Raw genomic sequence first — 20,164 nt, 5'->3', positions numbered from 1 at the left:
CACCAGGCTCTCCCATGACAAGTGATATCGCGATTTCCGCCCCGGAAACGGCGGCGGCCAATGGGCATGGCGATGCCCACACCACTGCCGGCTTCGGTGCGCTGACACTCGGCAGCATCGGCGTCGTCTACGGTGACATCGGCACCAGCCCGCTCTACGCGTTCCGCGAGGCGGTCATGGCGGCTTCCGGCGCGGAGGGGGTGCCGACGCCGGCGGCCGTGCTCGGCGTGCTCTCCCTGATCCTGTGGGCGCTCATCGTCGTTGTGACGCTCAAATACGTCGTGATCCTGCTCCGTGCCGACAACAACGGCGAGGGCGGCACGTTGGCGCTGATGGCGCTGGCCCAGCGCGCAGTCGGCACCCGCGGAACAACCATCGTCCTGCTCGGCATCATTTCCGGAGCCCTGTTCTACGGCGACGCCGTGATCACGCCGGCGCTCTCGGTGCTGTCGGCGCTCGAAGGCATGAAGGACGTCACCCTGCACTTCGAGTCCTACATCGTGCCGCTGACCGTGATCATCCTGGTCGGTCTGTTTGCCGTGCAGTCCCGTGGCACCGCTCGCGTCGCCGCCTTCTTCGGCCCGATTATGTGCGTCTGGTTCGCGGTGATCGCGATCGCGGCGATCCACCCGATCATCCAGCAGCCGCAGGTGCTGTTCGCGCTGAACCCGCTCTACGCCGTGTCCTTCATGATCCACCACGGCATCATCGGCTTCGTGACGCTCGGCGCGGTGTTCCTGGCGGTCACCGGTGCCGAGGCGCTCTATGCCGACCTCGGCCATTTCGGCAAGCGGCCGATCCAGACCGCCTGGCTGTTCATCGTGGTGCCGTCGCTAGCATTGAACTATCTGGGGCAGGGCGCCCTCGTGCTCGGCGACCCCGGCGCGATCGTGAGCCCGTTCTTCCAGCTCTTTCCGCAAGGTTTTTTCCGCGGCTGCATGGTGGTGCTGGCCACCGCCGCAACGGTTATCGCGAGCCAGGCGGTCATCACCGGTGCCTATTCGCTGACGCGTCAGGCGATCCAGCTCGGTCTGTTGCCGCGGTTTGAAATTCGCCATACGTCCGAAGCCCATTCCGGCCAGATCTTCATCCCGCGCATCAACCAGCTCCTGCTCGTCGCAGTGGTCCTGCTGGTGCTCTTATTCCGCTCCTCCAGCGCGCTGGCCTCGGCCTACGGCATCTCCGTCACCGGGACCATGGTGGTTACGGCGATGATGGGCTTCGTGGTGATCTGGAAGGTATGGCGGTGGTCGCCGTTCACGGCTGCCGCCCTGATCGCGCCGTTCCTGTTTCTCGACCTCACCTTCCTGGCCGCCAATCTGCTCAAGGTGTTCGAGGGCGGCTGGGTGCCGCTGGCGCTCGGCGCGCTCATGATCATCCTGATGTACACGTGGCGGCGCGGCAGCCGGCTGCTGTTCGAGAAGTCGCGCAAGCTCGAATTCCCGCTCGCCGACCTGGTGGCCATGCTGGAGAAGCGGCCGCCGCAGCGCGTGCCCGGCACCGCGGTGTTCCTGACCAGCGATCCCCTCAGCGCGCCGACCGCGCTGATGCATAGTCTGAAGCACTACAAGGTGCTGCACGAGAAGAACGTCATTCTCACCATCGAGACCGCACAGACCCCGCGCATCGATCCGGCCGAGCGGGTGAAGCTGGAACAGATCTCGCCGACCTTCTCCAAGGTGACGCTGAAGTTCGGCTTCATGGAATCGCCCAACGTGCCGAAGGCGCTGGCGATCGCCCGCAAGCTCGGCTGGCAGTTCGACATCATGTCAACCTCGTTCTTCCTGTCGCGGAGGGCGCTCAAGCCGGCCGCCCATTCCGGCATGCCGCGCTGGCAGGACCGGCTGTTCATCTCGCTCAGCCGTTCCGCCAACGACGCCACCGATTATTTCCAGATCCCCTCCGGCCGCGTCGTCGAGGTCGGCACCCAGGTGACGATCTAGCTCCGCAGCTGTCATCGCCCGGCTGGACCGGGCGATCCAGTACCCAGAAACAGTGCGTGGATACGGGCAGGCCGCGGCGTACCGGATTCCCCGCTTTCGCGGGGAATGACACTGAGCTAGCGGTGAGGTGTGAAGCAGGAGCTTCAGGCATCGTGAAGGTCGCGCTTCAAGTCGCTGCGATTTAGCTTTAACTTGCGCAAGGCAGCTCAAGCCTTTGTAGCGCTTGATTTTCGCGGGCCGAGAGGCGAGGTTGCCGGCCGCCGGGATCGCCCCGGCAGCGGCCCGCGACGTTGGAGGATGATGTGGCAAATCAAATACAGGATCTGACCCCGGACGAGGTCTCCAAGGGTGTCGCGGAAGGGCGCTATCTCCTCGTCGACGTGCGCGAGCCGAACGAGGTCGAGGCCGAGGCTTATCCCTACGGCGTGGTCGTGCCGCTCTCGACCTTCGATCCCAAGGCGATCCCCGATCCCGCCGGCAAGGAGGTCGTGTTCGCCTGCCGCTCGGGCAAGCGTTCGGTGACGGCCTCGCTGGCGGCGCAGGCCGCGGGCCTGCCCTACGACAAGCATCTGGCCGGCGGCATGCTGGGCTGGAAGGCGGCGGGTCTTCCCAGCAAGATCGGCGGCTGACCCCGCCGATGTCCAAGAGCTCGTCCCTCAACAAGGTCTTCGCGGACCTTCCCGTCACCATCTTCGAGGCGATGTCGCAGGCCGCGCGCGACAATGCCGCCATCAATCTCGGCCAGGGCTTTCCCGACGACCCGGGCCCCGAAGACATCCGCCGCGCCGCGGCCGAGGCCTCGCTGAACGGCTACAACCAGTACCCGTCGATGATGGGCCTGCCGGAGCTGCGCCAGGCGATCGCGACCCATTACGGCCACTGGCACGGGCTCGAGCTCGATCCGATGAGCGAGGTGATGGTGACCTCCGGCGGCACCGAGGCCCTGACCTCGGCCATCCTCGCCGTCGTCCAGCCCGGTGACGAGGTGGTGTGCTTCCAGCCAGTGTACGATTCCTATCTGCCGATCATCCGCCAGGCCGGTGGCATTCCGCGCCTGGTCCGGCTCGAGCCGCCGCATTGGCGGCTGAATGAGGACATGCTGAAAAGCGTCTTCAATTCAAAGACCAAGGCGGTGCTCTTCAACAATCCCCTGAATCCGTCCGCGGTGGTGTTTCCGCGCGAGGATCTCGAGCTTTTGGCGCGCTACTGCCAGGAGTTCGACGTCATCGCGATCTGCGACGAGGTCTGGGAGCACGTCACCTTCGACGAGCACAAGCACATTCCGCTGATCACCATCCCCGGCATGCGGGATCGCACCATCAAGGTCGGCTCGGCCGGCAAGATCTTCTCGTTGACGGGCTGGAAGATCGGCTTCGTCTGCGCCGCGCCGCCGCTGCTGCGCGTTGCCGCCAAGGCGCACCAATTCCTGACCTTCACCACCGCGCCGAACCTCCAGGCCGCCGTCGCCTACGGGCTCGGCAAGCCCGACGAGTACTTCCTGTCGATGCGCAAGGACCTGGCGCGGAGCAGGGACCGCCTCGCCAAGGGACTGGAGAGCCTCGGCTTCCCCGTGCTGAAGTCGCAGGGCACCTACTTCCTCACCGTCGACCTGTCCCCGCTCGGGCTGAACGAGAGCGACACCGAGTTCTGCTGGCGGATCGTGAAGGACTACAAGGTCGCGGCTATCCCGGTCTCGGCCTTCTACGAGCAGGACCCTGTGACCTCGGTGGTGCGCTTCTGCTTTGCCAAGAAGGACGAGACGCTCGACACCGCACTGGAGCGACTGTCGGACGCGGTGCGCGGGCGCAAGAGGTAGGGAGATGACCAACGTCAGCCGCTGTGGTTTTGGCCTTGCGATCGCCGCCGCGCTGACGTTGCTCTCCGCTCCTGCCGGGGCCGAGGAGCGGGTCGTCAACTTCTACAATTGGTCGAACTACGTGGCGCCCGACGTCCTCGAGGCCTTCACCAGGGAGACGGGCATCAGGGTGGTCTACGACACGTTTGACGCCAACGAGACGCTGGAGACGCGCCTGATGGCCGGCAAATCCGGCTATGACGTCGTGGTGCCCACCGCCTATTTCCTCCAGCGCCAGATCAAGGCCAACATCTTCCAGAAGCTCGACAAGTCGAAGCTGCCGAACCTGGCCAATGCCTGGCCGGTGGTGACCGAACGTCTCGCGATCTACGACCCCGGCAACGTCTACGCCGCCAATTACATGTGGGGCACGACCGGCATCGGCTACAATGTCGCCAAGCTGAAGCAGATTCTCGGAGCGGATGCCAAGATTGACAGCTGGGACATCGTGTTCAAGCCGGAGAACCTCGCGAAATTCAAAGACTGCGGCGTCCACATGCTGGATTCCGCCGACGACATCTTTCCGGCGGCGATGAACTATCTCGGGCTCGATCCGATCTCGACCAAGCAGGCCGACCTCGAAAAGGCCGCCGATGTCGTCACCAAGGTGCGGCCCTCCGTGCGCAAGTTTCATTCGTCCGAATATCTGAGCGCGCTCGCCACCGGCGAGATCTGCTTCGTGGTCGGCTGGTCCGGCGACATCATGCAGGCCCGCGCCCGCGCTGCCGAAGCCAAAAGCGGCATCGAGATCGGCTACGCCATCCCGAAGGAGGGCGCGCAGATGTTCTTCGACAATCTCGCGATCCCCGCGGATGCCAGGAACGTCAGCGAAGCCTACGAGCTGATCAACTATCTCTACCGTCCGGACGTGGCCGCCAGGAATACGGACTTCCTGTCCTACGCCAATGGCAACCTCGCCAGCCAGAAACTGGTCGATCCGAAAATATTGAACGACAAGAACATCTATCCGGACGAGGCGACGCTCGCAAAGCTGTTCGTCATCACGGCGCGTGAGCCCGCGACCCAGCGGGTCATCAATAGGCTTTGGACCAGGGTGAAGACGGGGCGGTAAGCACTACTGTCCGCTACCGCCACCTTCGGTGCAGCCACAGCCACTGCTCCGGATGCTCGCGGACCCAGCCTTCCACCACGCTCGTGATCGCCTGCGTGGTGCCCTGGATGTCGATCTTGCCGTCGGCGTCGCGCACCGGGTGGACCTCTTCGGTGATCTCGGCGGTGAAGCGGCCGCCGGGCAGGCGGATGACGCGGACGCCGTGGATCGGGCATTCGACCTGTCGTAACAGGCGCGCCAGCATCGGATTGGCGCGGGTCTTGCGGCCGAAGAAGGTGACCTCGACTCCGCCGGTCAGATACTGGTCGATCAGCATCGCGACGTGCTTGCCGTCCTTGAGCGCCTGGGCAAGCCGCAGCGGCGCGTCGCGCCCCGCCGGGATCAGCGTGCCCATGTTGACCTGTCGCATCTCCTGGATGATGCGGTCGGCGGAGGCGATATTCGGGCGGCGGTAGAGGATTGCTGCATCGAGCCCGTGTGCGACCGCGGCGAGCGCCGGTAATTCCCAATTGGCCAAATGCGCGGCGAAGATCAACGCCGGCTTGCCGTCGTCGCGGATTTGATCGAACAGCTCGATGCTGCGGCTGGGCAGTTCGATCCGACTGTTTTCTGGATGATCGCGGTCGTAATCCCAGACCTGGTCCATATGGGCGAATTCGGCGCCGACGCGACCGAGATTGTCCCAGACGCCCATCAGGATGGCTTCGATTTCCTCGGGCGACTTGTCCGGAAACGCCGCGGTGAGATTGGCGCGGCCGATGCGGTGCTCGCGCAGGCGCGGGCCGATCAGTTTGGTGACGCGTGCGAAAAAGTCCGAGGTCTTGGCTGGATCGAAATAACGCGTGGTGCGCAACATGCCGACGGTGGCAGCGCCGATCAGCCCTCCACCGATCGACTTTGCCGTCTGCCGCGCGCGGGCCTTCGTCCTCGCCGGAAGCAGCGCCATGCGTCCGGTCAGGCCGGTTCGCGGGTCAGGATCAGCGAGGCGTTCTGGCCGCCGAAGCCGAACGAGTTCGACATCACCGCGGTGACGCGGGCATCGCGTGCCTTGTTGCCGACGACGTCGAACAGGATCGTGGGATCCGGATTGTCGTAGTTGATCGTCGGCGGGATACGCTGATGCTCCAGCGTCAGCAGCGAGAAGATCGCCTCGACCGCGCCCGCGGCCGAGATGGTGTGGCCGACCATCGACTTGTTGGAGGTGACCGGAATCTTCGAGACGAGCTCGCCGAACACGGCCGATGTCGTATTGTACTCCATCTTGTCGTTCTCGGGCGTCGCGGTGCCGTGCGCGTTGATGTGGTCGATCTGATCCGGCGTCATGCCGGCATCGGCCAGCGTCTTGTTCATGCAGCCGATGATCGGCTTGCCGTCGGGCGAGGAGCGGGTGCGATGGAAGGAATCGGTGAGCTCGCCGCAGCCGGCGATTACGCCGAGTATTTTTGCGCCGCGCGCGGTGGCGGCTTCATAGCTTTCGAGCACCAGCGCACCGGCGCCTTCGGCCATGACAAAACCGTCGCGGTTCTTGGAGAAGGGACGGGAGGCCGCCTGCGGCGGGTCGTTCTGGGTCGAAAGCGCCGAGAGCAGCGAGAAGCGCACCAGCGCCTCCGGATTCACGGTGCCGTCGGTCGCCACGCACAGCGCGGCATCGGTCTCGCCGCGGCGGATCGCCTCGACGCCGAGCTGAATCGAGGTCGCGCCCGAAGCGCAGGCCGTCGACAACGAGATCGGCGAGCCCTTGGTGCCGAAGGTCTCGGCGAGGTAGGCCGCGACCGAACCGAACATGAAGCGGTGGTGATAGGCGCTGTACTTGCCGCCACCGGAGATGCGCAGCAGATCGTCGTAATTGAAGTCGGGTTTGCCGACGGCGCGGCCGAGTTCGCGGCGCTGCGGCCATTCGACTTCGACCGGTGCGACCGCAAGAAAGAGAGGACCCGGGAAATCCGCCTTGGTGCCGATCCCGGCCTGGTCCAGCGCTTCCTGCGTCACCAGTTCGGCCATCCGTTCGGACAGGCCGGTGGAGGAGAACGGATCGACGCTGACGAAATCCACCGTGCCGGCCATCGTGGTTTTGAGGCCGTCGACCGGAAAGCGCGTGATGGTGCGGATGCCGGATTCGCCGGCGACGAGCTTCGCCCAATTGTCGGTCTTGCCGTTGCCGAGCGAGGTCATGATGCCCATGCCGGTGACGACGACGACGGGACGCCCGAGTTTGTCGCGTGGTGCAGTCATGTCGATCCCCGCTTGAGCTGGAGCATGATCCGAAAAAGCGTGACGCGGTTTTCCGAGAAGATCATACCCAAACAATAACCTGCCAAAGCGTAACGCGCTTTAGCTTACTGCCTCGACCAGCGCCATGCCTTCGCCGCGCCAGTGTCCGGCCCCCACCACCACAATCTGGGTGGGCGCTCCCTGCATTTCAATCTCGGTGCCCGTGGAATCGTTCGGCGGAAACAGCGCGCCGCGAGAGATCGACAGCGCGGCGAGCGCGATGCCGAGCGGGAATTGCGTCTCCATGGTGTGGCCGAACATCGTGCCGGTCGAGCGCACCGGGAACTCGGCGTGGCCCTTCAGGAAGGCGCGCTCTTCTGATGTCGCAGGCTCCGCGCCGGTCGCGCCGGATATGATCGCGCCCTTGCCGTCGCGCTTCGGCAACTTTGCCCAAAGCTTCTCCAGCGTCGCGGCCATGTCGCCGGGGGTCTTACGACGGGCAAGGTCGGCAACGACGCTCGACAGCTTTGCGAATGGTTTTGCGCCGCGCGCTTCCGCATGGGCCTTCGATTCCAGCACCAGGAACGCGCCAGCCGAGCCGAGCGCGAAGCCGGCGTGGTCCTTGCGCGCCCACACGGGGGCGAACTTGTCCTTCAGATTGAAGTCGCCGAATTCGTAGAGGACCATCAGGTCCTTGCGCTCGCCATTGTGCGAGCCGCCGATCAGCGCGATGTCGCTCTCGCCGGAGGCGATGCGCGACAATGCAATGCGGGCGGCATCGGCGCCGGCAACCTCTTCACCCATGAAGGTGCGCGAGGTGCCGCCAATGCCGTGCACGATGGCGATGTTGCCGGCGAGCAGGTTGGAGAGCTGGGCCAGGAACAGCGTCGGCCTGAGATCGCTCATCAGCCGCTCATTGAGGAAGCCGGGCGCGTTGGCGCCCTTGGCCTCGGCCGTGAGCACGCCGGTGTCGACGTTGAGATCGCGTTCACCGCCGCCGGCGGCGACCACCATGTCGATCTTCGACAGGATGTCCTTGTTGCCCTTGATCCCGGCGGAGTCGAGCGCAAGCCCGGCCGCATAGGTGCCGATGCGCTGCCAGGCTTCCATCTGGCGCTGGTCGCCCTTCTTGGGGATCTGGCTGTCGAAGGTGACAGGCATCAGGGGGTGCACAATGTAGGGTGCAAAGCCCTTCTCGTCGACATTGATGCGCTTCTCCTGAAGCGCGGCCCAGTTGGCGTCCAGGCCCTCGCCGAGCGAGGTGGCCAGGCCAATGCCGGTGATCCAGACTTCCGTCTGGGCAGGCTTCGAAGCAGTCTCGGTCATGGCAATACGGCCTGTTGCGGAAAGCCGACGCGTTTGGCGACCGCGTCCATGTGGGCGCGCATATCCGCATGGGGAAAGGGAATCTGCGTGAAGGTCAGCGTCGAATTCGCGCGCAGCTTGCCGCCGACCTTGATCTTGGCTTTGGTCACGGCGTAGCCTGAGCCCTGATGGGCCAGGCTCGCCTCGATGCTCATGAGATCGCCGGGGAAGACCGAGCCGCGGACCTTGGCCTCCTTGACGGCAGCCAGGATCGGCATACGCTCGAATTTGAGCACGCCAAGCTGAAGCCAGCCCGAGGCCTGCGCCATCGATTCGATCAGGAGCACGCCGGGCATCAGGGGATAGCCCGGGAAGTGCCCTTCGAAGATGGTGCTCTCCATCGGGACCTGAGCCTCGACAACAATCGTCTTCGCGTCGACGTTGAGGTCGACGACGCGATCTATCATGTGGAAGTATTCGAGTTGCATGACCGCGCGCTTAGGCGCTCGCGCCCTTGGCCGCAACCAGTTCGTCGATGCGGGCGCACAGGTTTTTCAGCACGAAATACTGCTCGGTGGTCGCTTTGCCGTCGTTAACCTCCTGAGTCCACTTTTCCAGCGGCAGCTTGATACCGAACTGCTTGTCGATCGCGAACGCGATGTCCAGGAAATCGAGGCTGTCGATGCCGAGGTCATCGATGGCATGGCTATCCGGCGTGATCGTGTCGCGCGGGATGTCGCAGGTTTCAGCGATGATCGTAGCGACCTGATCGAATGTGGAGGACATCACTAAGCCTTTGATATATTGCAGATGTTTGTCAGATTTTCCAGAGTGGAACGATGGGTGGGCATCGCGCCCCGATGACGCCCTCAACCCCCCTCTGGCCGGGTCGAAAGCCCGTATATCGGAGCGCCGCCCTGAGTTCAATGGAGCCGGACGGGTGTGGGGACCGGGCTGGGGACGCCCCGGCTGAGCCGTTTCGGCCGAAGGAGCGCCAGCGGGCCTACCAGACGTCTTGCTTACCAGATGTCCTGCCTAGATGTGCGGCGTCGTGATCTTGACGCAGTCGCGGCGGCCCATCAGCACGCAATCCTGGGTCCGGCGCAGGTCGGCGATGCTCACCGCGAGCCAGATCCCGATCGCGGTCAGTGCGATGGTGAAGGCCAGCGCCGCGATATTGGCGAGCATGCGATGGCGGAAATCGTCCGGTTCGGTGCGGGGCTCCTCGTAGCGCGACAGGTCGAGCCGCTCGGGCGCGACGCGCAATTGCTGCACGCTAGCGTTGCCGCGGTGGGCCGTCGGGGAAGGCGAGGTGCGCGGCCTGAACTGGAGCACCCGGTGCTCGTCATCCGAGCTTATGGGCCGCTGGGTTGTCATGGTGCAGGGATCACTCCGAAGCAGCGATTTTTAGATAGCACACGTAGTGAACGCGTTGCAGACAATTTTCTCAACGCGCACGTGCATTGCGCGTTCGCACTATCCTGCAGGACTGCGAACGAAGGACCGTGGAACCGTGGTCGTTCCGGGCCTGCAGAGGGTGCGATGCAATAATATCCACCGAGCCGAATGCATTTGCCGGCGCGGTGCCCATGACATAGTCCAGGGAACCTGACCACGCAGCTGCAACCATGTTAGGGGCCTTTCGACCATGACCAATACGCGCGAACCGAGAGTGCATCCGGTGTCGATCCTGTCGCTGCGGCCGACGCAGATGACGGTCGGGATGCGCGAGGTCAAGGAGAAGCGCAAGCGCTGGCGCGAGCACGACAAGAAGAAGCAGGCCGATCTGCTCGGCAAGCATATGATCCCCGTCGTGCACGGCCCCGACGAGCGCTATTACGTGATCGACCATCATCATCTCGGTCGCGCGCTGCACGACGAGGGCGTCAAGGAGGTGCTGGTCACCATTGTCGGCGACCTCAGGATGGTTGAGCGCGAAGCGTTCTGGGGCGTGATGGACAACAAGCGCTGGGTTTACCCCTACGACGCCAAGGGCGAACGGCGACCGTTCCGCGATTTGCCCAAATCCGTCGTCGACCTCAAGGACGATCCTTTCCGGAGCCTTGCCGGCGAACTGCGCCGCATGGGCGGCTTCGCCAAGGACACCACGCCCTTCTCCGAATTCCTGTGGGCCGACTATCTGCGTCGAAAGCTGTCGCGCAAGACTGTGGATGCCAATTTCGACAAGGCGCTCGAGAAGGCGATGTCCTCAGCCAAGAGCAAGGATGCGATCTATCTGCCCGGCTGGTGTGGGCCAGCGGAGGATGATTAGGCGCAACGCTCGCAGCAGCAAGGCATGCGGCTTCGCAAACCGGATCTGATCACAGCCTCTTGAGTGAAACCATCTCCCGTCCGCGCGAAGCAGTGCTGAAACAAAGCCGTGCCATCTGTTGGAATTGTCGAGCTCACACAGGAGGCCGAAATGCGCCGTCTGGTTTTCGCCGTTGCCCTGCTCGTGGTCGCTTCAGCCGGGATCTCGGCGTCGTTTGCCGCAGTTCACCATGCCAAGACGTTGACTTTTTCCGAGGGCTTTGCCCCGGCGCTCGAGTTGATGGCGCAGCGCTAGGACAGGTTCACGCCAGTTCAACCAGCAGCGTCGCGATCGATTTTGCGCAACCGCACAAAGGCGGCCCAGGCCCGCGGATAATCCTTGTCCGCGGGATCAATCGTAAGTAGCGCGCGGCATGCTTCCTTGATCTCCTCAGGCGAAGGACGCTTGGCCGGAACGCCAGATGATTTGGCCTTCTCCCAGCGAGCCTCGATATCTGTTGCGAAAGCCAGGGCCTCGGCGCTCGTCCGCTTCTGCGCCGATTTCGCCAGCGGATGGTCCGAGGGGAAACTTGGCCATGCAGCCGGCGGCTGATCGACACGCCACGTCAGTTCATCTGCTTGTCGCGCCTCCACGCCCGAACCTGAATGCTGTGCTGCTGGCGCCCATCCTGCCCCTGCTGAGGCTGGCGAACCCGATGAGCCGGCTGATCTCCGCGGGACCGCCGAACCTGGCGCCACCGCCGCTGTCTGTCCGGCCAGCTGGCCAAGCTGTTGTTCCATCGTTCCGCCGCTCGACTTGGGGATGACTTTTTCGATGGTCTTGATCATCGACAGCGCGCCTGGCGATATCAGCGTGTTCTGGTCGGCAATTTTGTCGTCGGCCGCGCCTGGGCAGGGCTTGTAAGCAGAGCGCTGCGACGTCATCCGGCCGTCGTCGTCGATACGGGCAAAATCGATCGAGACGGTGTAAACGAACGCGGCCTCGACATACTGCCTCTCCTTGTCCATCGCTTTTACGGAGCCGCATACGTATCTTGCCTGGTCTGCATCGATCGTTCGCAGGCCGTTGAAGTGAGCTGAATTCGGCGCAACGAGGACGCGTAAGACGGCAGCCCGCGCCTTGCCGTGCTCCGATTCGTACATGCTCCATATCTCGTTCGCGTTGATGATCTCCGGCTGATAGTTCCATGCGTATCCGGCAGCGAAGAATGTCGTGCCAATACAGGTCGCGATAACAAATGCCCGCACGTTCATGAGAAGCCCCCCAACAGGCACGACTCATCCGCGTCTCCGGGGACGGAAACTGCGCAAGTTGTGCCAAGGCGTTTGTGCTAGTTTAGGGTGAGATTCTTAATTAAACGTGTGCGATTGCGAAAACACAGAGTTCCCGTCAAGCGGGAACTCATCCGCTGCATTGTGGCGATGCGTTCCTTCCGCCCTCGCGGCGGTCGGTCATTTCTTCGGCAACCGTCCCATCAGATAGAATTCGTCGTTCGGCCGCATGCCGGTGAAATTCGCCAGCCGGTTCGACAGTGCGAAGAAGGCGGAGATTGCGGCGATGTCCCAGATGTCGTCGTCGCTGAAGCCATGCGGCGCGAGCGCGGTGAAATCGTCCTCGGAAATCCGCTGCGCATCGGCCGAGACCTTCATCGCGAAGTCGAGCATCGCCTTCTGCCGCGGCGTGATGTCGGCCTTGCGGTAGTTCGTGGCGATCTGGTCGGCGATCAGCGGGTTCTTGGCACGGATACGCAGGATCGCGCCATGCGCGATCACGCAATACTGGCACTGATTGGCTGCCGAGGTCGCGACCACGATCATCTCGCGTTCGGCTTTGCTGAGGCCGCCGTCCTTCTCCATCAGTGCGTCGTGGTAGGCGAAGAAGGCGCGGAACTCGTCCGGGCGGTAGGCCAGCGTCAAGAACACGTTCGGCACGAAGCCGCTCTTCTCCTGGACGGCGAGGAGACGCGTGCGGATGTCGTCAGGGAGCGCATCGAGGGCGGGAGCGGCGAAGCGTTGCACAGGCTTTGTCATGGGCATGGATTCCGGCTTGGGGCCGGCAACCATAGTCGATGCGGGTGCCATGCTCAACGTGACGCCAGGCTCGCAATGCCGGCGCTGGAAAACGAGCGTCGCTTTACCGCAGCGGCTTCTTCAGCAGCGAGAAGCGGTCCGGATCCAACCCCATCGACGGTTGCAGCATCGGAGTTTCGATGCTGGAGAGCGTCTTCGCGGGCGGCGCCGAGAACACCGGATCGTTCGGCACGTCGCGCTGCGAGGTGGCACCGCGCCAGCGCTCGAGCACGGCGCCGACGAAATGCATGTCGTGACCGGAGGTGACGGAGGGCACGCTGCTGATCGTGGCTTCGCCGCGCGGCAATTGATGCGGCGGCACCTCCTTGAAGCGCAGCCGCGTCGGCAGCGCGACACCTTCGCCGAATGCCAGCACTTCTCGGGTGCCGAGCGAGGGCACGAACGAAAGCAGGTTCGCGGCCGCATCCGACACCGCGGCGCGCAGCAGCGCCTGGTCGCGCTCGTTGGCAAGGCGCATCGTGAACAGCGTGTTGCACTGGGAGATGATGGTGGCGTCGAGCTCGGCCGGACGCTGGGTGATGAGGCCGAGATAGACGCCGTATTTGCGGCCTTCCTTGGCGATGCGCGACACCGCCTTGCGGGTCGGCCCGAAGCCGACATTGCGATCGGCCGAGGCGTAGCGGTGAGCCTCCTCACAGACGAACAGCATCGGCGAAACGCCGTCGCTCCACAAGCCGAAGTCGAAGGCCATGCGGCAGAGCACCGAGACGACGGAATCGATGACCTCGGCCGGGAAGCCGGCGAGCTGCATCACCGTCATCGGTTTGCCGTTGGCCGGCAGGCGGAACAGGTGACTGATCACCTCGGCCATGGTGTCACCGCCGACATTGGCGTTGTCGAACATGAAGGCGTAGCGCGGGTCGTTGCGGACCGCCTCGATGCGGGAGATCAGCTTGTGATAGATGATGCGCGAGGAGCGGTTCTCGAGCTTGCCCATGCGCTCGTCGATCAGCGACATCAGATCAACCAGGCGATAAGGCACCGGCGTATCGACGGTGTAGCCGATCTGCTTGGGATCGATGCGCTTCAAGCCGATGCGGTCGGCGTTCTGGTACTGGGTATAGACGCCCTTGGCGAGCGGAATGACCTCGGCGAGGACGTCGAGCTCCTCGGGCACGCCGGCGCGGCCGCCGAACAGCACGTCGACGATTTCCTCGAAATTGAACAGCCAGAATGGCAGTTTCAGATTGCGCGGGTTGAGCACCAGCGCGCGGTCGCCGAAGCAGCGGCCATATTCGTTGTGCACATCGAGCAGGAAGATGCGCAGGTTCGGGCGTGCCTTGAGGATCTCGTTGAGCAACAGCGACACACCGGTCGATTTGCCGACGCCGGTCGATCCCAGCACTGCAAAGTGCTTGGAGAGCATTTCCTCGATGTCGACATAGGCGACGACGGAGCTGTCCTGCTGAAGGAAGCCGACATTGATCTGGTCGGAACCGGTGGGCGCGTAGATCGTGCGCAGCTCCTGGCTCGTGATCAGGTCGACCGAATCGCCGATGGTCGGATAGTTGGTGACGCCGCGCTGGAATTTAGCCTTGCCGGTCGCGTTGAGGATTTCGCCCAGCAGGTCGACCGAGGCGATGGCGATCAGATTGTCGTTGCTCGAGAGGTTCTCGCAGGACACCTCGGTGATCATGGCGACGATGACCGAGCTGGCGCAGCGGATACTGACGAAGCGGCCGACGGTGGCCCGAACTTCCGAGACCGGCATCCGGCTTTCAGCCAGCAGCCCGACCCGGGCGAGCGATCCGCGAACCGAAATCACGCGTCCAAATGATGTCACAATGAATGAACCTGGCAAGAGCAACGGGTTGCCCGGACTATGCACGGCCGTCGCTGGACAAACGGTTAAGCGGCAGGCGCCGGCGCTTCGTTAAATCCGCGACAATTCGGGTGCGAGGTTTGTTCCCATACATACTTGTGGGCAGAAACGGTGGGAATGCTGCTTTTTGCCGGCCGGGGCCCCGGGAGGTTTAAGGAAGATTTTACCATTCGGGCAGTCGGTCCCCCTTTCTGGGGACGGCTCGTCGTCCCGAACGGCCCGTCATTCGCAGCGCCGACGCTGAATTTGTTGACGAGACCTAATCATTTGTACATTAGTACAAATAAACCGGCGGCCTCGCTGCCGCCCACCGGCTCGTGAGCGCATTACAGCCTGCGCCGGATCGCGGGACCGGTCCAGCGGATCGCAAGCCACGTCTTGGAGGAGACCCATGCAGCCCGAACCGATCTTCGATCTCGCTCATCTCGGCCACATGGAGCTGCTGACGCCGAAGCCGGACGAGAGCCTGAAATTCTTCGTCGACGTGATGGGCATGACCGTCAGCGGACAAAAGGGCGAGTCGGTCTATTTGCGCGGCTGGGACGATTATGAGCGCTATTCGCTCAAACTGACGGCGTCGAAGACGTCAGGCATGGAGCACATGGCGTTGCGTGCGCGCAGCCAGCAGGCGCTGGAGCGCCGCGTCGCGGCGCTGAAGGGGTCCGGCTTCGACATCGGCTGGATCGACGGCGACATGGGGCAGGGGCCGACCTTCCGCTGCCGCGATCCCGATGGACACATCGTCGAGCTCTATTACGAGACCGAATGGTATCAGGCGCCGCCCGAGCTGAAGCCCGCCCTGAAGAACCAGGCACAGCGCTTTCCCGCGCGCGGCGTCAATGTCCGCCGCCTCGACCACCTCAATTGCCTCGCCGTGGACATCAAGGCCAACCGCGAGTTCTTCGAGAACTATCTCGGCTGCCGGCTCACCGAGCAGATCGTGCTGAACGACGGCCGCGAAGCGGCGATGTGGCTGACGATGTCGAACAAGAGCTACGATTTTGCCTATTCGCTCGACCATTCCGGCACGCCCGGCCGCTTCCATCACGTCACCTACGCGCTCGACAGCCGCGAGGAGATCCTGCGCGCCGCCGACATCTTCCTGGAGAACGGCATCCACATCGAGACCGGCCCGCACAAGCACGCGATCCAGCAGACCTTTTTTCTCTACGTCTACGAGCCCGGCGGCAATCGCGTCGAAGTCGCCAATGCCGGCGCGCGCCTCATCCTCGCGCCCGACTGGAAGCCGATCGTATGGACGGAAGAGGAACGCAAGAAGGGGCAGGCGTGGGGCCTGAAGACGATCGAGTCCTTCCATACGCACGGCACGCCGCCGGTGGACGTGAAGAAGCACGCTTAATGTGCTGAGGTCCGGAGGCACGTGACCGTCTCACGCACGCCGGTCCATGCCGGCCTGTCTGGTGCGAACTGCTTGCGCAGGAATGTGACCAGTTCCTCCACCTGCGCATCGCTCATGCTGTTCTTGAAGGCCGGCATGTAGCCGAGATCGCTCGACACCGGCTCGGCGATGCCGTGCAGGATGATTTGCACGAGATTGTCCGATGTGGCGCTGTGCAGATTGCTGTTGAGCGCGAGCGAGGGGCGGCTGCCGAACAGCGCCAGGCCGCCGACTTCGTGGCAGACGGCGCAGGCGCCCTGATAGAGCCGTGCGCCGGTGGAGGACGCCGTCGTGACTTGCGTTGAAGCTTCTAGCTTCAGAGCGATCGCATCCTGCGCTTTCGCGTCGGTCGCGGTGTCATAGAACGAGTTGAGATAGACGGCCATGGCGCGGATGTCCTGATCGGGCAAGGCTGTGAGATCCCTGACAACAGGCGCCATCGGTCCGGCGGCGACGCCATGATACCGCGAGTGGCCCGTGCGCAAATAGGCGAACAGCTCGTCCTCGCTCCATGGGATCGGCGCGTGCGAGAGTGAGGTCAGCGGCGGCGCCTCCCAGCCCTCGGCAAAGCCGCCGGCGAGATAGGCGCCGCGCTGCTCGGCGCCGAGCGCGTTGCGCGGCGAATGGCAGGCGCTGCAATGGCCGAGGCCCTCGACCAGATAAGCGCCGCGATTCCAGACTTCGGACTTGGCAGGATCAGGTTTGAACTCGCGCGTCTGATGGAACAGCGCATTCCATCCGGCAAGTAGCGGGCGGAGATTGAACGGGAAGGCGAGCGTATTCGCCGGCTGCGTCGCGCGCACCGCAGGCTGTGCCATCAGATAGGCATAAAGCGCCTGCATGTCGGCATCGCCAGTCTTCGAAAAGTGCGTGTAGGGGAAGGCGGGATAGAGTTGCCGTCCGTCGCGATGCAGCCCGTCGCGCATCGCGCGCTCGAATGCGGGATAGGACCAGGCGCCGATGCCGGTCTCGACGTCGGGCGTGATGTTGGTCGCGTAGATCGTGCCGAACGGCGTCTCCAGCGCGCGGCCACCGGCGTTGAGCGCACCGCCGATCATGGTGTGGCACTCCGCGCAATTGCCGAGTGCGGCCAGTTGTTGCCCGCGCGCGATCGTCGCTGCGGAATAGACCGATGGGTCTGGCCGCGCGATCGGTGCGATGGCGCGGCTGGGCAAAACAGCCGCACCGATGCCAATCGCCGCGGTGCAGACGGCCGCGACCGTCGCGAAGATGCCGGCGCGTTTGGCGAATGGATTCTCCCAGATACGGGATGGTTGTGGCGCAGCGCGAGCGGGCAGCGCCTGCGGCGTGGCCGGCCCGCCGCTGTGCAATCCATTCAGGATGCGCTCGGGCGTGAACGGCGGCTCGCGAAATCGCACGCCGGTGGCATCGAAGATCGCGTTCGCAATCGCAGCCGCACTCGGGACCGAGGCGGATTCGCCGACGCCGAGCGGCGGCTGGTCCGGCCGCGGCAGCAACAACACGTCGATCTTGGGCACGTCAGGGAAGGGGATGATCGGATAGGCGCCCCATTCCCGCGCCGCGACTGCGCCGCGCTCGAACGAGACCTCCTCCATCAGTGCGCGGCTGGTTGACTGGATGACGTTGCCATGGATCTGGTGGCGCACGCCGTCCGGGTTGATCATCAATCCGGAGTCCTGCCCAGCAACCACGCGCGTCACGCTGACCTCGCCGGTCGACTTGTTCACGGCAACGTCGGTGACCCAGGCCGACCAAGCCGCGCCATAGCCGGGGAATTTGCTGTGGACGTAGAGCGCATAGGCAAAGCCGCGCCCATGCACGATCTCGCCGTCTTTCTCTTCGCGCACCGGCCGCGGCGTCCAGCCCGCCCGCTCGGCGACCGCATGGACGAGATCGACCGCGCGCTGGTCCTTCAGGTAACGCAGGCGATATTCGATCGGATCGACGCCGGCCTCGGTTGCGGCCTCGTCGATATAGGATTCATGCGCAAAGGTGTTGGGCAGGGCCGAGACGCCGCGAAACCAGGACGCGCGCACGATCGGCGCCATGTCGTGGGCTACGACGCGCATGTGGCCGTAATCGTAAGGCGGGATCGCGGTGCGGTCGCCCATCTGGAGGACGTCCGGCCTCGGCGATATCCGTCCCGTCAGCAACAGCGCCAACGTCGGCGCGGCATTCGACGGATAGCGCGTAGCGAGATCGTAGGCAGCGACGTCGCCCGCCGCATCCAGGCCGCCATTGACGTCGATGAGCTGCGCGGCGCCTTTGGGCTCCCAGGCGTGTTCCTGCTCGCGCGTCAGCTGTACGCGCACGGGCCGGCCGACCGCGCGCGAGAGCAACAAAGCGTCCGCGGTGACATCGTCGGCGCAGTTGCGGCCGTAGCATCCGGCGGCCTCCAACCTGATGACCTCGATCTCGCTCTCGGGACGCTCGATCAGCAGTGACAGGTCTGCGCGCAGCACGTGCGGGTTCTGCGTGCCCGACCAGACACGGATGTTGCCGTCCTGGAAGTCGGCGACCGCGCAGGACGGGCCGATCGAGGCATGCATCTGATATGGCCAGACGTAAGTGCGCCGCATCGGCTTGGCCGCACCGGCAATGGCAGCATCGACGTCGCCCTTGTCGATCAGCGTGCGCGGCGTCGATGGATTGGCGCGCAGCGCGGTCTCGACGTCGGCGAGATCGGTCAGATCCGGCGTCGGTCGCCAGCTCACTGCAAGCTGCTCGGCCGCACGGATCGCGTTCTCCTCGCGCTCCGCGACGATTCCGACGAAATCGCCGATGCGTACGACGGCCATGATGCCGGGAATGTCGCGCACCGAGGATTCATCGACCGAAATCAGGCTGGTGCCGACGAACGGGCCGGCGTCGACGCCGGCATAGGGCGGGCGCACCACGCGGCCGTGCAGCATGCCCGGCACACGGATGTCGTGCACGAAGGTCAGCTCGCCCGTGGCCTTGGCGGGCAGGTCGACGCGTGGCATCGATTGGCCGACAATGGCGTAATCGCCGACCGGCTTGACGGCGACGTCGTCGGCAAGCTCGAGACGAATGGTCTCTCCGCCGATCAACTCGCCATAGCTGACGCTGCGATTGTCGTGCCCGCGCACGAGGCCGTCTTCGATCCTGAGATCGGCTGCCGGCAGCTCCAGGTGCTCGGCCGCACGTGCGATCAGGAAGTGACGCGCCTGCGCGGCGGCTTTGCGCAGGGGAACGGCAGTGATCTGAATGGTCTCGCTTGCGATCGTGGCGCCCTGGTTCGGCACCGTTGCGGTGTCGCCGAGCACCACGACGAGGCGGGCAAAGGAGACGTCGAGCTCTTCAGCCACGATCTGGCCAAGCGCCGTGCGGATGCCGGTGCCGAGATCGACATGACCATTGTAGGCTGTGACCGAACCGTCCGCGGTGATGCGGACGAAGGTCTCGGATGTGCACTCGTCCACCGTGCGGACGACGACGAGCGAGCCGGATTGCAGCTCAGCTCCGTTCGGATGCGGGGAGGCCATCAATCACCGGCCTCGGCAAGCTGGCCAGACGCACGCATCACGGCGCGCAGGATTTCGATATGCGTTCCGCAGCGACAGAGATTGTAGCGCAGCGCCGCCAGCGCTTCCTGTTCGGTGGGCCGCGGGTTGATCGCAAGCAGCGCCTTGGTCGTCAGGATCATGCCGTTGAGGCAATAGCCGCATTGCGCCGCCTGCTCGTCGATGAAGGCCTGCTGCACCACATCCGGATTGTCGCGGGTACCGAGCCCTTCGAGCGTCACGATGTCGCGGCCGGCGCAGCCACTGATCGGAATGACGCAGGAGCGCGCCGCCGCGCCATCGATCAGGACAGTGCAGGTGCCGCATTCACCGAGGCCGCATCCGTATTTCGGACCGTTGAGCGCGAGATCGTTGCGCAGCACGTAGAGCAGCGGCGTGTCTCGCGCCGCAGTGATCTCGTGGATTCTGCCGTTCACGGTGATGCGGATCGGTGTCTGCGTCATCCTCGTTCCCAAGTCGAGTCGTTGAGCGCCGCGGCCAAGGCTTCGCGAATTCCAAGTCCGCGCAAAATCTACGTTGCGACGATACCGTTTGTACACAAACGTGCAAGCCGGACATGCCGCAGTGCAGCGCGAGTGCCTTCTTTGTGGACAGGGCGGATAGGCAAATGAGGTTTTATGCGGCAGGCGTATGTTTTGCGCCGCACCGCCGCTTGACAGTCATCGGGA

18 protein-coding genes are annotated in these 20,164 nt (G+C 64.1%); 7 read left to right on the top strand and 11 right to left on the bottom strand.

The genetic code is table 11. The annotated features are described in order from the left end of the window. The first annotated feature begins 14 nt into the window (after positions 1-14). The 4 genes from IVB54_RS23525 to IVB54_RS23510 all read left to right on the top strand — a co-directional run bounded on the left by IVB54_RS23525 (position 15) and on the right by IVB54_RS23510 (position 4,870). Entirely contained in the window at positions 15-1,943 is a 1,929-nt protein-coding gene (locus IVB54_RS23525; protein ID WP_018459338.1) for a potassium transporter Kup, read from the top strand. Positions 1,944-2,245: 302 nt separating this feature from the next. Beyond that, complete coding sequence (locus tag IVB54_RS23520; protein ID WP_247776466.1) at positions 2,246-2,572, top strand: rhodanese-like domain-containing protein; 327 nt, start codon at positions 2,246-2,248, stop codon at positions 2,570-2,572. An 8-nt stretch (positions 2,573-2,580) separates the two neighbouring features. Next, positions 2,581-3,759, top strand: coding sequence for an aminotransferase (locus tag IVB54_RS23515; protein ID WP_018459336.1), 1,179 nt, complete (start codon positions 2,581-2,583; stop codon positions 3,757-3,759). A 4-nt stretch (positions 3,760-3,763) separates the two neighbouring features. Then, a complete protein-coding gene (locus tag IVB54_RS23510) occupies positions 3,764-4,870 on the top strand; it encodes a polyamine ABC transporter substrate-binding protein (protein ID WP_018459335.1) in 1,107 nt (368 codons plus the stop codon). Positions 4,871-4,883: 13 nt separating this feature from the next. Here the strand turns inward: IVB54_RS23510 and IVB54_RS23505 are convergent, their stop codons facing one another. From IVB54_RS23505 to IVB54_RS23480, 6 genes are all read right to left on the bottom strand, one after another. Next, positions 4,884-5,816, bottom strand: a complete 933-nt coding sequence (locus tag IVB54_RS23505; protein WP_018459334.1) for a lipid A biosynthesis lauroyl acyltransferase — start codon at positions 5,814-5,816, stop codon at positions 4,884-4,886. An 8-nt stretch (positions 5,817-5,824) separates the two neighbouring features. Further along, entirely contained in the window at positions 5,825-7,102 is a 1,278-nt protein-coding gene (locus tag IVB54_RS23500) for a beta-ketoacyl-ACP synthase (RefSeq protein WP_018459333.1), read from the bottom strand. A 99-nt stretch (positions 7,103-7,201) separates the two neighbouring features. Next, the gene (locus tag IVB54_RS23495; RefSeq protein WP_018459332.1) at positions 7,202-8,407 is read right to left on the bottom strand and encodes a beta-ketoacyl-ACP synthase; all 1,206 of its coding nucleotides are present in this window, start codon (positions 8,405-8,407) and stop codon (positions 7,202-7,204) included. Next, positions 8,404-8,874, bottom strand: coding sequence for a 3-hydroxyacyl-ACP dehydratase FabZ family protein (locus tag IVB54_RS23490; RefSeq protein ID WP_018459331.1), 471 nt, complete (start codon positions 8,872-8,874; stop codon positions 8,404-8,406). The genes IVB54_RS23495 and IVB54_RS23490 overlap by 4 nt, the downstream gene beginning before the upstream one ends. 10 nt (positions 8,875-8,884) lie before the next feature. Continuing rightward, positions 8,885-9,172: an acyl carrier protein gene (locus IVB54_RS23485; RefSeq protein ID WP_007592476.1), complete on the bottom strand. Its 288-nt coding sequence runs from the start codon at positions 9,170-9,172 to the stop codon at positions 8,885-8,887. Positions 9,173-9,421: 249 nt separating this feature from the next. After that, positions 9,422-9,763: a hypothetical protein gene (locus IVB54_RS23480; protein ID WP_018459330.1), complete on the bottom strand. Its 342-nt coding sequence runs from the start codon at positions 9,761-9,763 to the stop codon at positions 9,422-9,424. Between the two features lie 271 nt (positions 9,764-10,034). On the opposite strand from IVB54_RS23480, the gene IVB54_RS23475 reads away from it, so the two are divergent. Further along, the gene (locus IVB54_RS23475) at positions 10,035-10,658 is read left to right on the top strand and encodes a ParB-like protein (protein ID WP_018459329.1); all 624 of its coding nucleotides are present in this window, start codon (positions 10,035-10,037) and stop codon (positions 10,656-10,658) included. Positions 10,659-10,808: 150 nt separating this feature from the next. Further along, a complete protein-coding gene (locus IVB54_RS23470) occupies positions 10,809-10,952 on the top strand; it encodes a hypothetical protein (protein ID WP_018459328.1) in 144 nt (47 codons plus the stop codon). A 17-nt stretch (positions 10,953-10,969) separates the two neighbouring features. Here the strand turns inward: IVB54_RS23470 and IVB54_RS23465 are convergent, their stop codons facing one another. From IVB54_RS23465 to IVB54_RS23455, 3 genes are all read right to left on the bottom strand, one after another. After that, complete coding sequence (locus IVB54_RS23465; RefSeq protein WP_018459327.1) at positions 10,970-11,911, bottom strand: hypothetical protein; 942 nt, start codon at positions 11,909-11,911, stop codon at positions 10,970-10,972. 198 nt (positions 11,912-12,109) lie between these two features. Next, a complete protein-coding gene (locus tag IVB54_RS23460; RefSeq protein ID WP_026233779.1) occupies positions 12,110-12,688 on the bottom strand; it encodes a peroxidase-related enzyme in 579 nt (192 codons plus the stop codon). 103 nt (positions 12,689-12,791) lie between these two features. Beyond that, complete coding sequence (locus IVB54_RS23455) at positions 12,792-14,531, bottom strand: ATP-binding protein (protein WP_026233778.1); 1,740 nt, start codon at positions 14,529-14,531, stop codon at positions 12,792-12,794. A gap of 430 nt (positions 14,532-14,961) precedes the next feature. On the opposite strand from IVB54_RS23455, the gene IVB54_RS23450 reads away from it, so the two are divergent. Beyond that, positions 14,962-15,930, top strand: a complete 969-nt coding sequence (locus IVB54_RS23450; RefSeq protein ID WP_018459324.1) for a catechol 2,3-dioxygenase — start codon at positions 14,962-14,964, stop codon at positions 15,928-15,930. Here IVB54_RS23450 and IVB54_RS23445 read toward each other — a convergent pair. Together IVB54_RS23445 and IVB54_RS23440 are read right to left on the bottom strand one after the other, a co-directional pair. Beyond that, entirely contained in the window at positions 15,927-19,457 is a 3,531-nt protein-coding gene (locus tag IVB54_RS23445) for a molybdopterin cofactor-binding domain-containing protein (protein ID WP_247363279.1), read from the bottom strand. The genes IVB54_RS23450 and IVB54_RS23445 overlap by 4 nt on opposite strands. Next, positions 19,457-19,939: a (2Fe-2S)-binding protein gene (locus IVB54_RS23440; protein WP_018459322.1), complete on the bottom strand. Its 483-nt coding sequence runs from the start codon at positions 19,937-19,939 to the stop codon at positions 19,457-19,459. Before IVB54_RS23440 ends, IVB54_RS23445 begins: the two co-directional genes overlap by 1 nt. Positions 19,940-20,164: the final 225 nt, after the last annotated feature.

The sequence above is a fragment of the Bradyrhizobium sp. CW1 genome, assembly GCF_023100665.1.
Taxonomy (GTDB): Bacteria; Pseudomonadota; Alphaproteobacteria; order Rhizobiales; family Xanthobacteraceae; genus Bradyrhizobium; species Bradyrhizobium canariense_D.
The sequence above is the reverse complement of the archived record's forward strand: the minus strand, read 5'-3'. Positions and strand labels throughout refer to the sequence as shown.

Coding starts and splice junctions, on each gene's coding strand:
- IVB54_RS23525 (WP_018459338.1), top strand. CDS start 15: ATGACAAGTGATATCGCGATTTCCGCCCCGGAAACGGCGGCGGCCAAT.
- IVB54_RS23515 (WP_018459336.1), top strand. CDS start 2,581: ATGTCCAAGAGCTCGTCCCTCAACAAGGTCTTCGCGGACCTTCCCGTC.
- IVB54_RS23510 (WP_018459335.1), top strand. CDS start 3,764: ATGACCAACGTCAGCCGCTGTGGTTTTGGCCTTGCGATCGCCGCCGCG.
- IVB54_RS23505 (WP_018459334.1), bottom strand. CDS start 5,816: ATGGCGCTGCTTCCGGCGAGGACGAAGGCCCGCGCGCGGCAGACGGCA.
- IVB54_RS23500 (WP_018459333.1), bottom strand. CDS start 7,102: ATGACTGCACCACGCGACAAACTCGGGCGTCCCGTCGTCGTCGTCACC.
- IVB54_RS23495 (WP_018459332.1), bottom strand. CDS start 8,407: ATGACCGAGACTGCTTCGAAGCCTGCCCAGACGGAAGTCTGGATCACC.
- IVB54_RS23490 (WP_018459331.1), bottom strand. CDS start 8,874: ATGCAACTCGAATACTTCCACATGATAGATCGCGTCGTCGACCTCAAC.
- IVB54_RS23485 (WP_007592476.1), bottom strand. CDS start 9,172: ATGTCCTCCACATTCGATCAGGTCGCTACGATCATCGCTGAAACCTGC.
- IVB54_RS23480 (WP_018459330.1), bottom strand. CDS start 9,763: ATGACAACCCAGCGGCCCATAAGCTCGGATGACGAGCACCGGGTGCTC.
- IVB54_RS23475 (WP_018459329.1), top strand. CDS start 10,035: ATGACCAATACGCGCGAACCGAGAGTGCATCCGGTGTCGATCCTGTCG.
- IVB54_RS23470 (WP_018459328.1), top strand. CDS start 10,809: ATGCGCCGTCTGGTTTTCGCCGTTGCCCTGCTCGTGGTCGCTTCAGCC.
- IVB54_RS23465 (WP_018459327.1), bottom strand. CDS start 11,911: ATGAACGTGCGGGCATTTGTTATCGCGACCTGTATTGGCACGACATTC.
- IVB54_RS23460 (WP_026233779.1), bottom strand. CDS start 12,688: ATGACAAAGCCTGTGCAACGCTTCGCCGCTCCCGCCCTCGATGCGCTC.
- IVB54_RS23450 (WP_018459324.1), top strand. CDS start 14,962: ATGCAGCCCGAACCGATCTTCGATCTCGCTCATCTCGGCCACATGGAG.
- IVB54_RS23445 (WP_247363279.1), bottom strand. CDS start 19,457: ATGGCCTCCCCGCATCCGAACGGAGCTGAGCTGCAATCCGGCTCGCTC.
- IVB54_RS23440 (WP_018459322.1), bottom strand. CDS start 19,939: ATGACGCAGACACCGATCCGCATCACCGTGAACGGCAGAATCCACGAG.